The sequence below is a fragment of the Synechococcales cyanobacterium CNB genome, from assembly GCA_030263455.1.
In the GTDB taxonomy this organism is placed as follows: Bacteria; Planctomycetota; Phycisphaerae; order Phycisphaerales; family UBA1924; genus CAADGN01.
Map to the genome: position 1 here is coordinate 45,369 of SZOZ01000008.1, position 14,956 is coordinate 60,324.

A 14,956-nucleotide genomic window follows, 5' to 3' on the forward strand; every position below is an offset into this window, starting at 1 on the left:
CGTCAGGTCTCCACGTGGATCCAGCGTTGGAGGAGGTTGGCGGCCGTCGCCGGGTCGTTGGCGAGCATCTCCTCGACCTTTTCGAGCACCTTCTTCGTTCGTACGGCGTCGTCGTTGAGTTCGATGCCGGTCATGGCGGTGTCGCTCTCGTCGGCTTCGCCGATGATCTCGGTGTCGGTGACGAGCTTGGGGGGGATGCCGGCGAGTTCCTCGGCGTTGGGCATCGGGGCGGGCTTGCCTGAGCGTCGCACGAGCATGAGCATGAAACCGAGTGCCGCGACGGCGAGCGCGACGAGCAACCCCTTTTCGACGAGCGGCGCGACGCTCATGCCGCCTCCGCCTCCCGTCGCCAGCCCGCCGAGAAATCCGGCGGTCTGGGTTTCCGGGATGGCGAAGTCGATGGGGATCATGGTGACCACGACCTCGCCGGGGGTCACGCCGTCGGGCGAGGCAGCGGTGACGTGCGGCTCGACGCTGCGCACGATGGCGTCGCGTTCCTGGGCGAAGCGTGCGGTGATCTCCTCGTCTGTGGGTTCGTCGGCGGCGTCGGGCGCGCGGCCCCGCTTCACGAGAGCGGCGACGTAACTGCGGGGGATGTTGATCGATGCGGCGAGCCGGGTGGGCATGCCGCGCGGGTCGGAGAGGTTGGTGGTCTGGGTGCCGAAGCGAGTCTCGAACTCGGTCTCGTCGTCGGTCTGGGTGGAGGTCGAGGATGCGGCGCCGCTGCGGGAGATGTCTGCACGGGTATTGGAGCGTACGCCCGGTTCCGCGCCGCGCGTCGCCCCGCCCTGTTCGATGGATGAACTCCGTTCTCGGACTGGCGCGGTCACTGTGCCCCGCTCGGATTCGAGGTACTTCACGGTCTGCGAGTTGACACGGGTGACGTCCACCTGGGCGGTGACCGCGATGGTCCTGCCCGGGACGTGCGCGAGGAGTTCGTCGATCTTGGTGCGCACCTGGTCCTCGACGCGGGCGGCGTGCTCGAGGTAGGTCGTGGGAAGGACGTCGTTCTTGTCGGTGGGGCGTCGCTGACGGCCGACCGAGCCGTCGATGACGCGCACGCGCGTGACATCCAGCCCCGACCTCGCACCTGCGATCAGTTCGGCGATAGCGTCCACGGTTCCCTGGTCGAGGGGCTGGCCGGTGCGGGTGAAGACGGTGGCGGAGGCGGTGGGCTGGCGGACGCTGCGGCCGAAGCCGGTCGGTTCGGGGACGTCGAGGAGGACGGTCGCGTCGCGGACCGCACTGAAGCCTCGGATGACCCTGGCGAGTTCGTTCTGGAGGGCGATGAGGTAGAGCTGCTCGTTCTGCTGGCGTGAGAGGTGCAGGCCCTGCTTTTCGAGCATGTTGCGGAAGAGGATCGTGGTGTCGGCGGGGAGCGCCCCCTCCTGCGCGAGGGCGGCGAGCGCACCGGGGCGCTGGCCGGGCGGCACCATGAGGCGGCCGTCGCGCATCTCGGCGGAGACGCCCGCGGCCTGGAGGACGCGGGCGGCCTGCTGCTGGTCGGCGGGTGAGGCTGAGCCGAGGAGTTCGACCATGCCGCCCGAACCCGCGTACTGGGCGACGAGGAAGAGCGACATGGCGGCGATGACGGCGAGGGAGCCGATGAGCAGCCGCTGACTGACGGTCAGCTTGCCGAGGTGCTCGCGCACGCGCTCGATGACTCTCCGCAACGGCTCCATCCGAGGGGCCTCCTCGCCGGGTCGAGATTCGCGCGATCCTCGCGCACCCACGCGAACGCCGGACGGAGACAGGCGCCCGCAGGCCCCTAGGTTCGGCCCGAGCCGTGCCGTCGCGTGAAATTGCGCCGCGGAGCGCAGTCCGTGCGCCCCCGGCCGGATTCAGCCGAGCGCCGGAACCCGCGTCGCCCCTCAACGAGCGCGGTCGTCACGCCCGCATCTGCTTGATCTCCTCGTAGGCGGCCATGACCTTGTTGCGGACGGAGAGGAGCATCTTGAAGGCGGTCTCGGCCTTCTGCGTGGCCAGGATGACGCCCTCGAGATCGTCTCGACGGCCGGTCTGGAAGTCCTCGACGGCCTTGGTGGCGTCCTGCTGGAGTTGGTCGACTTCCCGGAGGCTCTTGATGAGGGCATCCTTGAAGGACGGCGCGTTCGGGTCGTGCGGGCTGCCCGGCCCGGCAGGAGTGACGGGGCGAACCGGCTGCACGCCCGACGATCCGATCAGCCCCAGTGGGTCGGTCATGGCGACGGTTCCCTCCGTGTTCAGGCGAGCAGCCGCAACGCCTGTGCCATTGTGCTCTTGATTGCTTCTGCGGCGACGACGTTTGCCTCGTAGGCCCGGGCGGCTGCCATGGCGTTGACCTGCTCGGTCACGCTGTCGATGTCCGGCACGTCAACATAGCCGTCGGCATCGGCGAAGGGGCTGTCGGGGTCGTGCTTTTTGCGCAGGGCGTTCTCGTCGATCTCGATGGAGGCGACGTGGACGCCGAGCCTTCGGCCCGCGGGTGTGGCGGCGTTCGGGTCGCCCGCCGCGAAATGGACGATGCGCTTGCGGAAGGGGTCGTATTCGCCCTTGGCATTGACGAGGGTGTCGCGGTTGGCGAGATTGGCGGCGATGACGTCCAGCCGGGTTCGCTGGGCGATCATGCCGCTGGTCGAGATGTCGAGACTGCCCCACATGTGGCGTGCTTTCTGTGGTCGCTTCGGAAGCGTTCGGCCCGGGCGTGGCGTTGCCTGCCCCGGTCACGACTGTTCAACTAGACCCGTTCCGCAATTGCGGAGTGGATGACGTCCCTGTGTGCCCGGTAGAGGTCTGCCGCGACGCGGAAGGCGGCGGTGGTCTCGGCGAGGTTCTGCATGGTGCGTTCGAGGTCGCGGTTGTTGCGGTCGTGGGCGAGGACGCCGCCGCTGGGAGTGTGCGGGACGACCACGAGGCCGCGGCCCGGGGCGTGCTTGAGTTCTCTGGTTTCGCTCCAGGCGAGTTCCCCGTGCATCCCCCCGGTTCGCTGGCGTCGCCGGGCGATGGCACGGTCGAGAGCGGTACGGAAGGCATCGACAGAGGCGTCTTTCTGGACGAAGTCCGGCGTGTCGAGGTTGGCGATGTTGTGCGCGATGATGCGCTGCCGCTGCGCGGCGAAGCGCATGGTCATCTCCAGGCTGGGCAAGGCTCCCGCGTTGGTGAGTTGTGCGATCACGCTGTCGCGCCCCCAGCAATCGGCGGACCACTACGCCGCCTCGGCACTGCGACTTCGACTGTGTCCCTCACAGGCTTGCCTCGACGAGTTGCATTTCCTTCCACTTCTTGAGTTTGAGGCCAAGGGTTCGGACGCCGATGCCGAGAGTGCGTGCGGTCTTCTGGCGGTGTCCGTTGAATCGGCGGAGGGTGCCGACGATGACCTCTCGCTCGATCTCCTCGAGGGTTCGCTCTTCTGTGGTGACGGCGTGGTGGCCGTTGGCGTGGGCGGGCTTTGGCTCAAAGATGGGCACGCCGCGGGGGACGGATGCGGGGATGGCGCTTCCGAGCCACGGCTCGACGAGAGCGGCGCCGATGTTGCCTCCGATTTCCTCGCCCATTCGTTCGCGAGCAGCGAGGAGGACAACGGCGCGTTCGCAGACGTTCATGAGTTCGCGCACGTTGCCGGGCCACTCGTAGTGGGCGAGGAGGGCGAGGGCGTCGTCGTCGAAGCGCATGGGCCTGCCGCACTCTCGGCGGCCGAAGGCTGCGGAGAAGTGCGAGGCGAGTTCGGGGACGTCTTCGAGGCGCTCGCGCAGGGGGGGGACGCGGATGGGGAGGACGTTCAGCCTGAAGAAGAGGTCCTGCCGGAAGGCGCCTTCGGCGACGGACTGGGGGAGGTCGCGGTTGCTGGTGGCGACGAGGCGGACGTCGACGCCGATGGTGACGCTGGAGCCGACGCGCTCGAAGGCCCGTTCCTGGAGGACGCGGAGAAGTTTGGCCTGGACCTGGGGGCTGACCTCGGAGACTTCGTCGAGGAGGAGTGTGCCGGCGTCGGCGAGTTCGAACCTGCCCTTGCGGAGTTTGTCCGCGCCTGTGAATGCGCCGCGTTCGTGGCCGAAGAGTTCGCTTTCGAGGAGTGACTCGCTGAGCGCGGCGCAGTTGACGGCGAGGAAGGGTCCGGCGGCGCGTCCGCTGAGTTCGTGGATGGCTCTGGCGACGACTTCCTTGCCGGAACCGGACTCGCCGGTGATGAGGACGGTGCCCTGGGAGCCCGCGACAGCCTCGACCTGCTGGCGGACGCGGCGCATGGCGTGTGAGGAGCCGATGAGGCGTGCGAGGCCGCGCGGCGTGCCGACGGTGTCTGCCTGGCGGGCTGAGGCCGCCCCGACGCGGAGGACGGCGTTCTCGCGGACGACGCGGGCGTGCGCGACGGCGCGCTTGATGACGATGAGGAGTTCGTCGCCCTCGAAGGGCTTGGTGACGTAGTCGAACGCGCCGAGTTTCATGGCCTGTACGGCGGTCTCGACGGTGCCGAAGGCGGTCATCACGACAACGGGCAGGTCGTCGTCGATGCTCCTGATGCCTTCGAGGAGTTCGAGGCCTGAGAGGCCGGGCATGCGGAGGTCGGTGAGGACGGCGTCCGGTCGGCGACGGGCGACGAGGTCGAGGGCTTCTTGGCCGCCTGCGGCGCAGACGACAGTGAAGCCGGCCCTCGTGAGCGTGGAAGCCACGCTGTCGCGCATCATTTCCTTGTCGTCAACCACGAGGATGGTGCTCATTGTCGCTGCTCCTGATTGGCTTGATTCGCTGATCCCTCGCAAGCCGTACCCGGCACCACGAGTTCCACGGTGGCGCCGGGGGGAGGGTCGTTGTTTCGCACGGAGACGCGTCCGCCGTGCGCGTCGATGATTCGATGAACGATCGCCAGCCCGAGGCCGGTGCCGGTGGGCCTGGTGGTGAAGAAGGGGTTGAACATGCGCTCGACGACGCCCGGACCGACTCCGGGGCCGGTGTCGCGGACGACGAGGGCGACGGCGTCGGCGCGTCCCTCGGGGCGCAGGCGGGCGGGTCGCACGCCGAGGGCGAGGACGCGCGGATCTGCGGCGGAATCCGCCATGGCTTCGCAGGCGTTGCGGATGACGTTCACGAGGGCACGGTGCATGAGTTCGGGGTCGCAACGGACAGCGGGGGGCGCGCTCGCGAGGTCGTCGCGCCGGATGCTCACGCCCGTGGCGTGGGGGATGCATTCTTCGAGCGCGCGGGCGAGGAGGTCGGTCGCGTCGGCGTCGGTGAAGCGGGGTCGGACCTCGCCGGCGAAGGCGAGGACGTCGTGGACGACGGCGTTCAGGCCGCGGACCGCGCGGGAGATGCGCCCCGCGACGCAGCGCTGCTCGGGGCGATCGGCGAGGTCCTCCTCGAGCGATCGGGCGTAGAGGCCGATCGCGCCGAGGGGATTGCGTATCTCGTGGGCGATGCCCGCGGCCATCTCGCCCAGCGCCGCGAGACGGCGGGACCGTTCGAGCGCGCCGTTGGCCTCGCTGAGTTCGCGGTTGAGCCTCGCCACCTCGTCGCGGAGTCGATCGTGCGACGACTGGAGTTTCGCGGTGACCTCGTTGAACGCGGCGAGCAGTTCGGCGAGGTCTGCGGGCGCGAGTGATCCCGCTGCCTGGGGCGCGGCGGCGTGCGCCTGGGGCGGGGCGTTTCCGGGCACGGACTTCCGCCCCCCCCCCGCGGCTCCTGGCTCGGCCTGGATCGCCGTCGTCACGCTCAACCCTCCACGTCCTGGAATCGTGGTGCGGCAGCGGGTTCCGGCGTTGCGTACGCCTCGGCCGCTCCGCGCGCTCGCCTGAGCGTGGTGACTTCGCCCGCGATCGCCGTTCGGCGTTCCTCCAGGACCTGCCGGTCGGCGTCGTCGCGCGCGGCGATTGCGGCGGCGAGTTCGGCGAGGGCGTTGAGCCGCTCGCGGACCTCGTCGCGTCGGTTCATGGGGAGGCGTTCGAGCATGGAGTCCCAACCGCGGCGGATGGGGCGGAGTTGCTCGCCGAGTCGTTCGAGTTGCTCGATGACTTCCTGTCGTTCGCCGAGGACGCCGAGCAGGCGGTCGGTGTCGCCGGCGCCGACGGCCTCGCGCTGGGAGCGGCTGAGGGAGTCGAGTCTGCGGAAGAGAGCGAGCTGCCGGTCGAGGGCTTCGACGACGCGCGAGGCGAGGCGTTCGCCGTCGAGGCCGCTGTCCCATTCTGTTTGGCGTGGGGTCATCCGTGACCTTCTTCCTGCCGTGCTCCTACGGCCCGACGGAGGACCGGCGATCGGTCGCCATGCGGTCCAGTTCCATGGTCGAGTTCAGCCAGCGTTCCCAGTCCTGTCGCGACATGGGGAGGTAGGGGTCGTCCCATGCCTCGTCGGGGAGGCTTTCGAAGAATCGGCGAGCTCGCTCGTTGCTGGTGCGCGCGAGTTCCACTTCTCCCTTTGCCATGTGGGCGTTGACGATCTGCACGAGCGCGACGAGCGAGGCGGGGTCGCGGGGGTAGCGGTCGCGCGCGGCGGTGTAGTGGCGGATCGCGCTCTCGAACTCGCCGAGTTCCATGGCGCAATCGCCGAGATAGAGGTAGGCGTTGCGGAGTTGGACCTCGTCCACGATCGTGCGGCGGCCCGGCTCGACGGCCTCCAGCCCCGCGCGGGCCTCCTCGAAAAGGGCGAGGGCGCGGAAGAGGTAGTCCTCGCGCAGGCGGGCGAGTTCGCGGGCGCGGACGCTGGGCATGGCCTCGCGGGCGGTTTCCTCGGCGATCTCGCCGGCGAGCAGGCGGTAGGAGTCCGCGAGGCGGTAACGGACGGCGTTCGTGGCGGGATCGTCGGGGAATCGGCGGGCGGCTTCTTCCAGGCGTTCGACGGCGTCCCGGTATCGTCGCGCGTTGTAGAGGTATGACCCGAGCTCGATGAGCGCGTCGCGGTAGGCCGCGGACTCGGAGTCGCCCAGTTCGCCGTGGACAACGGCGACGAGGAGTTCCTCGGCCTCTGCGTCGTTGTCCGGGTCGGCGTCGCCGAGGAGGGATTGCGCGAGGGGGACATAGGCGGCGTCCGCCCAGGGGCCGACGCCCTTGGCCTCCCTCTTGTCATTGATGAGCGAGCGGAACTCATCGGCGGCGGCGGCGATCTCTCCCATCGCCTGGAAGCAGCGTGCGAGCCTGAAGCGGGCCTCTGCCTGTCGCGGGTCGTCGGGGAAGCCGGAGGCGTACTCGCGGAATCGGAGGATCGCCCGCTCACGGTCGCCGCCGCGGTCGAAGGAATCGGCGGCGAGCCAGAGGGAGCGTGCGTAGGCGTCGTTGTCTGCGAGGACGACGCGGTTCATGTGCTCGGCGTAGTAGCCGCCGGCCTTGAGGAGGTGCTGCTGGGCCTGGCGGCGTGTCGCCAAGTCCGCGCTGGCGCCGGCGGCGGCTTCGATCTCGTCTGCGGCTCGACGGTGCGCCTCGGCCAGGGCGAGCAGCACGTCCGCGGTGGCTTCGTCGATGGTGTAGAGCGACTCGGCGAGGTGGGCGTAGCGCATCGCGCCGGCGGTGTCGCCGCCGAAGTAGCGCTCGCCGTAGCGGGCGAGGAGGCTCTGGGTTACGCGAGATCGGGCGGGATCGCCGTCGGGCGCGCGGCGCACGGCTTCGACGAGCCGCTCGTAGGTTTCGAGGGCGGCGGCGTCCTCGCCGAGCGTGCAGCGCGTCTCGGCGAGTCCGAGCAGAGCCGGCGCGAGAAGCGGCGTGAGTTCCCACTCTCCGGCGAGAGTGGCGTAGCGGTCTCTTGCGGAGGCGGTGTCGCCGCGCGCGGCCTCGGCCTCGGCGGTCAGCAGTTCCGCGCGACCACGGCGCAGGTCCAGCCCGCTGAGCATCGACGACGCCCGCTCGAACTGCTTGACGGCTTCGTCGAGCTCGCCCAGGCGGAAATGCCCCACGCCGAGGAGATAGTAGAGTTCGCCGAGTTCGGGCGAGTCGGCGACGCGGACCCGCAGGCGCACGATCGCCTGGACGAGCCGCGTGACGGCCTCCTCCAGGCTCCCCTGCGCGATGCGGACTTCCGCCTGCCGCGCGAGACACCACAACTGGTCCTCGATCGGGAGGTCCGGCTCGGCGAGCAGCCGCGACACGAGTTGTACCGCGCGATCGTGGTCCGGGGGGTCGCGTTCGAGCGATCGCTCGACAACGCGCCGGATCACCCGCCGGCGAAGATCGGACTGATGCTCGGACAACGCTTCGGCGCGGCGGAGGGCCTCGTCCGGAGCGTCGAGGCTCAGATACGTCTCGGCAAGGGCGTAGACGTCGCCCGGTTCGAGGGCCGCGCCGTAGCGCTCGGCTTCGAGGTACGCCGCGGCGATGTTGCGGTTGTTCTGCTCGACGTCCGCGCCGAGGGCCTTCTGTGCCCCGTGGAGGGCGCGAGCCATGAGGAGGTGATAGCGCGCGTGGGCGGCGGCACTGACCTGCTCATCGCCGAGGTGGGGGTAGACCTCGCGGTTCAGGAGGGTAACAGCTTCGGCGTGCCGCTCGTGGGCGATCAGGGTCTCGGCATCGGTCAAGGGTCCGCCGAGTTGCGGGCCGGGTGCCCGGAGGACCGCGGTCACGATCCCGCCGGCGAGCAGGAGCAGGGCGACGACAAGGAGCCAGACCTGCCACGAGCCTCGGAGTGCGTCACGAAGCCGCTCGGTTCCTGAACGCTCGGGGGTAACTTGATCCTGCTCCACCCGGTCCTCCGGCACGAGAGCCACAGGCCGACTCCTTCGGCCTGTCTTCCCTGAGACGGGGCCTGGAAGGCCCCGCCCCGCGGAGACTGGGCCTGGAAAGCCCGGCCCCACGGGGAGACCCCGCCCCGTGACGGGATAGCCCGATCGCGCATGTATCGGGCCTTGGAACGCGCAAACTTGACCTGTTCTCAACCTACAAAGGGATCACTTTGTGCTCTCGTCGTCAGTCTCCGCGGGCGGCTGCTGGATCGGTTCAACGACGACGGTACCCGCGAGCAGATCCCCCCTGTGTCGGGCGTTCGGGGTCATCAGGCCGACCAAGGCCCAGGGTGCGAGCACCCACTTGAAGGCGTTGCGGAGTGCGGCACGCCAGAGGGCCGGGCGGAGGAGCCGGTCGGGATTGGCGCGGACGACGCGGATGCCGACGAGCCACTTGCCGAGGGTCAGGCCGCCGAGCCACTCGCCCGCAGCGCCGTGGACGATGGCGATGGCGAGGACGGCGAGCGGCTCGGCGGGGCTGCCGGTGATGCCGAGGAGGGTGAAGGGGCTGAGGAGTTCGGCGACGGGCGCGCCTGTGATGATGGAGGCCGCAGCCGCGGCGAGAAGCAGGTCGGCGAGCGATGCCGCGAGGCGCTTGGAGCGCGACGCGAGAGCGACGCCGGGCGGGAGCGTGACGACGCCCGGCTCGCCGGTGGGGCGCATGAGGAGTGTGATGACGACGACCATGACGCCGAGGAGAACGACGGCGAGAAGGCGGAAGTCGCCCGAACTGACCGGGCGCGAGGGGCGCATCGGGCCGCGATAGAGGACCGCGCCGGTGGCGATGGAGACCTCGGCGATCTCGACCGTGGCGCGAGCACGTGCGCGATCGTCGCTTTCGATGACCGACTCGCGCCAGAGAAGCGCGATGCGTCCGGAGACATCGGAGGGCGAAACGGTCCAGGCCCCCCCCTCGCGGACGACCCTTGCAAGCTCGACGGGTCCGTCCTCCTCGACGCCGAAGGCTTCGGCGCGAGCGCCCGAGCAGACGACCATCGCCAGGTGCGGGCCGGAGCCGATGAACTCGACGCGCGAGCCGGGGGCGACCGCGGGAGGATCGTGGATCGTGCGGCGCTGCCACTCGGTTTCGGCGTCGGGGTTCGGTGCGAGGAGCCAGAGGGAGGCGGTGTCGTGCCGCAGGGCGACGATCCAGAGGCCTCGATTGTTCCACGCCATGCCGAGACGCGAGCCTGCTCCGAGTGGTTGGAGGTCGTCGGGCGGGGCGATGCTCTCCCAGCCGGCGGGCGAGAGGCGCAGGAGCGTCACGCCGTCGGCTCCGACGATGAGCGCGACCGGTCCCCTGGGGGTGCCGACAACGGCGGCGAGCGACCCTTCGCCGGGCAGGGAGTGGTGCGGGTCGAGCCGACCGAGCGGCTCGTAGGCCCACAGCCCGCCGAGGCCCGAACGAACGGCGGAGACGGAGCGGACGAGGCGGACGCGCACGCCGGCGGCGGGGGGAAAGACCATGTAGGCCCGGTTGTCCCACGCCGCGATGCGCTCCGGTGCGGCGTGCAGCTCCGTCACCATGCGGTAGGAACCGTCGCCCCCCCCTGCGTCGTCGCGTGGGGGCAGGTGGACGAGCGCGGGACCGCCGGTCCCCGGGTGCGTGGCGACGGCCCAGCCGTGCTGGGCGAGGGCTGGAGCTGCGAGGAGCAGGAGCAGCGAGAGCGTGACGAAGTGACGGAGTGACGGGGTGAGGAAGTAAAAGAAGTCGACCGGCACTCGTTCGCGGCACGGTCCACGAACGGGGCCGCCGGCGTGCTGCCCGATCACTCTGCCACTCCGTCTGCTTCGCTCGGTTGCTCGTTGGTGTCGGGGCGTTCGTCGAGTGAGAAGACCTCGGCGACGCGGAAATCGCGGAGGAGGCGTTCGAGGTCGAATGCGCGGTCGCTGACCTCGCGGTTCTCCGGCTCGAAGAGGCGGAGTGTGATCGTTGTCTCGGCGTCGGGGACGTCGACGCGGATCATCATGGCCATGCGTGGTCCGACGCGGCCGTCGCCGCGCACGGGGACGTAGTCGTAGCGTGAGAGCGTCGAGACGGCGATCGGCTCGCCGTCTTCGCCGAGGAGTTCGACCATCGCGGCTTCGTAGGTGTCCGGGTCGAGCCACATGCGACGGGTGCCCCAGCGTGAGGGGAGGATGACCCCGAGCAGGCGACCATCGTCTGACCATCGCGTCCAGCCCGGCGGGGCGGCGGGCCCCACGCCCGGGGCCTCGGGCATTGGGAGAGGCGTAATGGCGAAGAGTTCGACGAGTTCGCGCGGGTGCACGGGAACCCCGAACTCGAGCGAGGTCTCCGGTGTCGCCAGGTCGTGCAGTCCGACGAGCGCGTACCGGCGGCTTCGATCGGTGAGGTCGATCCACCAGTAGAAGCCCTCGTTTGAGCCGAGGTAGAAGTAGGTCTCGCCGAGTTTGTTCACGCTCAGGGCGAGGTCGTTCGGCCTGCGGATGAGGAGGTGTCCCTCGGCCTGCTCGACGGTCTCGCGCCCGCCCTTGCCGGTCGGTGAGCGCACGGACACCGTGATCCGCGACCAGACCCGATCAAGGCGATCGGCGGTCTGGTTGTAGCGCACGGCGACGTCTGCATAGCGAGGCGCCGGCCCGCGTTCGATGCGCTGGGTTTCGCTGTTGGTGGCACAGCCGCCGAGCAGGCAGAGGAGACAGAGCAGCATGGCAGCGGCGCTCCACGACGCGCACTCCGCCACTCTGCCGCTGTGCCGCTGTGCCACGTCGTGTTTCCGATCTAGCGGTTCTCGCTGCCGGCCATGATGCGGTCGAGCAGGCGCATCCCGGCGGACATCGCCTCGCGGTCCATCCCCGGATCGGTGATCTCGGTCGGAGGGGCGGCGTACTCGCCGCTGGGCGTCGGGCGATCGTCCTTGCGGCGCACGAGAAGGACGGCTCGGCCGTCGCCGAGGCTCCTGCTTCCTTCGAGCCGCAGACGCCGACGGCGGATCAGGATCAAGGCCAGCAGGTATCGGAACGCGGTCTGTGCCGGGTCTTGCTCACGCTCGGACTGGTCGAGAATGTCGAGCAACTCGTCGTCGTCGGCCAGCATTCGGCGTGGGGCATCCGAGATGCGCACGATCGAACGCCAGTGCGCGACGACCCGCCACGGCGCTGGTGGTCTTGCCCCGGCGGTCCAGGCGGACGCGCCGAAGTCGAAGCGCTGGACGGCCTCCGTCGTAACGTCCTCTGCAAGGACGCCGACGAATGGCTCGCCGGGCTGGAGGGTGCGTCCCGTGGCGGCACAAAGGCCGGTGGGGCGTCCCACCTCTGGGATCGAAATGGTCGGCAGGCTCATCGCCCCCGAGTGTAGCGGGGAGACCCGCAGTTCACGGTGAAGAAGCGCTCGGTGGTCCCCCCTGGGCCGACGCGAAACCGCACGCTTCGGCCGCACGCGGGGCACTGCGCGAGGTAGGTGGTCGCGTTGGGATTTCGGTAGACCCGCACATAAGCGCCTGCGCATTCAAAACGTACACCGAGCCAGGGCCTTCCGACGGCTCCGGTTTGTGCCGAGTTGGTCCTGACAGGCCCCATGTGCCGAAACAACTATCGGCCGTTGCCTGGAGACGGGCTGAGCGGCGTGGAAGCCGCCCGAGACGCTACGCCCCTTCACCCGCTAGACTTGCGATCGGCCGGCCGGCCTTACGACACGATGCCCCCCTCCCTGACCATCCTGCCTGATCCCCCCCCGCCGCCGACGCCCGTGGGCCTGATCGCGGGGGGTGGGCGGCTGCCGATCTTGGTGGCGCAGGGGCTGAGCGCGGCCGGGCACCCGGTCCATGGCCTGGGGCTGGCCCGTCAGTACGACGCCGCACTGCCGCCGCTGTGCGCGACCTTCCGCGAGGTCGGCCTGCTGCGCGTCGGGTCGTGGGGACGCACGCTCGCCAAGATCGGCGTGCATCACGCGATCATGGTCGGGCGTGTGGACAAGGCGCGGCTGATGCACGACCCGCTCCGCATCCTCCGGTACGTGCCCGACTGGCGCACGGCGGTCGCGTGGTTCCGGCACCTTCGGCACGACCGAAGGTCGAGCGCGGTGCTGACCGCGATCGCGGAGGAACTCGAACACTGGGGAGTCTCGCTGATGGATTCGACCGCTCCGATCCCGGATCAACTCTCAACGGCGGGCGTGATGACGCGGCGGAGACCGACGGCCGAGCAGGCGGCGGACATCGACTTCGTGTGGCCGCTGCTGATGCAGATGCTCAGGCTGGACGTTGGGCAGGCGATCGCGGTGCGTGAGCGTGACGTGATCGCGGTCGAGGCGGTTGAGGGTACGGACCGGATGATCGAGCGTGCGGGGCAACTGTGCCGAGCAAAGGGATGGACGCTGTGCAAGGGCGCGCGGGCGGGGCACGACCGGCGCTCGGACGTGCCGACGGTCGGCGTGCGGACGATCGAACTGCTGCACGAGGCCGGGGGGCGGTGCCTTGCGGTCGCGGCGGGCGACGTCATCATGCTCGACAAGGACCAGATGATCCGGCGCGCCGACGAACTGGGCATCGCGGTGGTGGGCGTTCCGACGGCTCACCGCGTTCCGACGATCGTTTCCGCCCCGAAATCGGGCATCTACGTCGCCCCGGCCGGCACCGCCGTCGGGGTGTGACGTGGGGGAGAAGGATCAAGTCACCGGGGCATCAGGGCATCGAGATCGGGGCGGGGCGTTTGAGGCCCCGTCGAGGTATGTCTCGCGCGGCGGCGAGAAACTGCGGCACGCCCTGGACCACTTCGGCCTCGACGTTGCGGGTCTCGTGTGCGCCGACCTCGGCGCCTCGACCGGTGGGTTCACGGATTGCCTGCTGCAAGCGGGCGCTGCGCGCGTGTACGCCGTGGACACGGCCTACGGCCAACTGGCGTGGAAACTCCGCAACGACCCGCGCGTCGTGGTCATGGAGCGGACGAATGCACTGCACGCGGAGCCGACGCCGGGCGGCGTGGACCTGGTGGTGATCGATCTCGGGTGGACGCGGCAATCGCTCGCCATCCCGGCAGCGCTGCGCTGGCTGCGGGCGGGCGGGCGGATCGTCACGCTGATCAAGCCGCACTACGAGATCGACCGGGCGGACTTTTCGCGCCTGGCGCGCGGCGGCGTGCTGCCCGACGACGAAGGCGAGAAGATCGCCAACGCCGTGGTCGAGATGCTGCGCGGCGCGGGCCACACTGTCGCCACCCTCACCCGCAGCCCGATCCGCGGCGGAGGCAAGGGAGGGGCCGGGAACGCGGAGTGGCTTGCGCTCGTTACCACCCGTCCTTCCTGACTCCTTCGGCCTTCAGCACGCCCCAGACCTTCTCGAGCAGTTCTCGCAGGCCGAGGCGGGCCGCGCCGCTGACCGGGACGATCTCGGCGTCGGTCTCGATGCGGAGCGCGCGGCGGAATGAACGGACGGCCTCATCGCGTTCCCCCCCCTCCGGGAGCAGATCGATCTTGTTCAGGGCGATGACCTCGGGCTTCTCGGCGAGCGCGGGTGAATACGCGAGCAGTTCGGCGCGGACGGTGCGGTAGTTCTCGACCGGGTTCGAGCCGTCGAGCGGTCGGGCGTCCACCAGGTGGACGAGCGCGCGCGTGCGGCCGAGATGGCGCAGGAACTCGTGGCCCAGCCCCGCGCCGTCCGCCGCGCCCTCGATCAGGCCGGGCACGTCGGCGAGGACGATGCGGCGCTCGGCGTCGAGTTCCGCGATGCCCAGGTGGGGCGCGAGGGTGGTGAAGGGATAATCGGCGATCTTCGGGGTCGCTCGGGTGACGGCCGCGAGCAGCGTGCTCTTGCCCGCGTTGGGCAGGCCGACCAGCCCCACGTCGGCCATGAGGCGGAGTTCGAGGCGGAGGGTTCGTTGCTCGCCCGGTTCGCCCGGTTCGGCGTTACGGGGCGTCTGGTTGGTCGGCCCCTTGAAATGCTCGTTGCCGTACCCCCCCCTTCCGCCGCGGGCGATGACGACGCGGTCTCCCGGTCGCAGGTCGCAGAGGAGTTCGCCGGTGTCGGCGTCGAAGACCATGGTGCCCGGGGGCATTCGGATGATGCGATCCTCGCCGCGCTTGCCGAACATCTGGCTGCCGTGGCCCGGCTCGCCGTCCTGGGCTGACCAGTGGTGTGTGCCGCGGAAGTCGAGGAGGGTGTTGAGGCCTTCGTCGACTTCGAGGATGACGGAGCCGCCGTCGCCGCCGTCGCCGCCGTCGGGGCCGCCCTTGGGGACATACTTTGCCCGTCGGAAGGAAACGCACCCGTCGCCGCCCTTGCCGGCCCGGACTTCGATGACGGCTTCGTCGATGAACACGCGGGAAGG

The 14,956-nt window shown here is 69.9% G+C and carries 14 protein-coding genes; 2 read left to right on the forward strand and 12 right to left on the reverse strand.

Translation table 11 applies throughout. The annotated features are described in order from the left end of the window. Nucleotides 1-2 precede the first annotated feature (2 nt). The 11 genes from FBT69_09040 to FBT69_09090 all read right to left on the reverse strand — a co-directional run bounded on the left by FBT69_09040 (nucleotide 3) and on the right by FBT69_09090 (nucleotide 11,975). A complete protein-coding gene (locus FBT69_09040; GenBank protein MDL1904938.1) occupies nucleotides 3-1,682 on the reverse strand; it encodes a hypothetical protein in 1,680 nt (559 codons plus the stop codon). Between the two features lie 205 nt (nucleotides 1,683-1,887). Further along, a complete protein-coding gene (gene fliE, locus FBT69_09045; protein ID MDL1904939.1) occupies nucleotides 1,888-2,202 on the reverse strand; it encodes a flagellar hook-basal body complex protein FliE in 315 nt (104 codons plus the stop codon). Nucleotides 2,203-2,222: 20 nt separating this feature from the next. Further along, the gene (gene flgC, locus FBT69_09050; protein MDL1904940.1) at nucleotides 2,223-2,639 is read right to left on the reverse strand and encodes a flagellar basal body rod protein FlgC; all 417 of its coding nucleotides are present in this window, start codon (nucleotides 2,637-2,639) and stop codon (nucleotides 2,223-2,225) included. A 77-nt stretch (nucleotides 2,640-2,716) separates the two neighbouring features. Next, nucleotides 2,717-3,154, reverse strand: coding sequence for a hypothetical protein (locus FBT69_09055; protein ID MDL1904941.1), 438 nt, complete (start codon nucleotides 3,152-3,154; stop codon nucleotides 2,717-2,719). A gap of 67 nt (nucleotides 3,155-3,221) precedes the next feature. Further along, nucleotides 3,222-4,694, reverse strand: a complete 1,473-nt coding sequence (locus tag FBT69_09060; protein MDL1904942.1) for a sigma-54-dependent Fis family transcriptional regulator — start codon at nucleotides 4,692-4,694, stop codon at nucleotides 3,222-3,224. Next, complete coding sequence (locus tag FBT69_09065; protein ID MDL1904943.1) at nucleotides 4,691-5,680, reverse strand: hypothetical protein; 990 nt, start codon at nucleotides 5,678-5,680, stop codon at nucleotides 4,691-4,693. Before FBT69_09065 ends, FBT69_09060 begins: the two co-directional genes overlap by 4 nt. Nucleotides 5,681-5,682: 2 nt before the next feature. Then, nucleotides 5,683-6,171, reverse strand: a complete 489-nt coding sequence (locus FBT69_09070; protein MDL1904944.1) for a flagellar protein FlgN — start codon at nucleotides 6,169-6,171, stop codon at nucleotides 5,683-5,685. A gap of 25 nt (nucleotides 6,172-6,196) precedes the next feature. Further along, nucleotides 6,197-8,656: a tetratricopeptide repeat protein gene (locus FBT69_09075; GenBank protein ID MDL1904945.1), complete on the reverse strand. Its 2,460-nt coding sequence runs from the start codon at nucleotides 8,654-8,656 to the stop codon at nucleotides 6,197-6,199. Nucleotides 8,657-8,836: 180 nt separating this feature from the next. Next, a complete protein-coding gene (locus FBT69_09080) occupies nucleotides 8,837-9,334 on the reverse strand; it encodes an RDD family protein (protein MDL1904946.1) in 498 nt (165 codons plus the stop codon). A gap of 1,106 nt (nucleotides 9,335-10,440) precedes the next feature. Continuing rightward, complete coding sequence (locus tag FBT69_09085; GenBank protein ID MDL1904947.1) at nucleotides 10,441-11,400, reverse strand: hypothetical protein; 960 nt, start codon at nucleotides 11,398-11,400, stop codon at nucleotides 10,441-10,443. Nucleotides 11,401-11,414: 14 nt separating this feature from the next. Further along, nucleotides 11,415-11,975: a hypothetical protein gene (locus FBT69_09090; protein MDL1904948.1), complete on the reverse strand. Its 561-nt coding sequence runs from the start codon at nucleotides 11,973-11,975 to the stop codon at nucleotides 11,415-11,417. A gap of 234 nt (nucleotides 11,976-12,209) precedes the next feature. On the opposite strand from FBT69_09090, the gene FBT69_09095 reads away from it, so the two are divergent. Both FBT69_09095 and FBT69_09100 read left to right on the forward strand, forming a co-directional pair. Next, nucleotides 12,210-13,283 (forward strand): LpxI family protein, encoded by a 1,074-nt coding sequence (locus FBT69_09095; GenBank protein ID MDL1904949.1) that lies wholly within the window; start codon nucleotides 12,210-12,212, stop codon nucleotides 13,281-13,283. Nucleotide 13,284: 1 nt separating this feature from the next. Then, the gene (locus FBT69_09100; GenBank protein ID MDL1904950.1) at nucleotides 13,285-13,935 is read left to right on the forward strand and encodes a TlyA family RNA methyltransferase; all 651 of its coding nucleotides are present in this window, start codon (nucleotides 13,285-13,287) and stop codon (nucleotides 13,933-13,935) included. Here the strand turns inward: FBT69_09100 and obgE are convergent. After that, nucleotides 13,916-14,947: a GTPase ObgE gene (obgE, locus tag FBT69_09105; GenBank protein MDL1904951.1), complete on the reverse strand. Its 1,032-nt coding sequence runs from the start codon at nucleotides 14,945-14,947 to the stop codon at nucleotides 13,916-13,918. The genes FBT69_09100 and obgE overlap by 20 nt on opposite strands. Nucleotides 14,948-14,956: the final 9 nt, after the last annotated feature.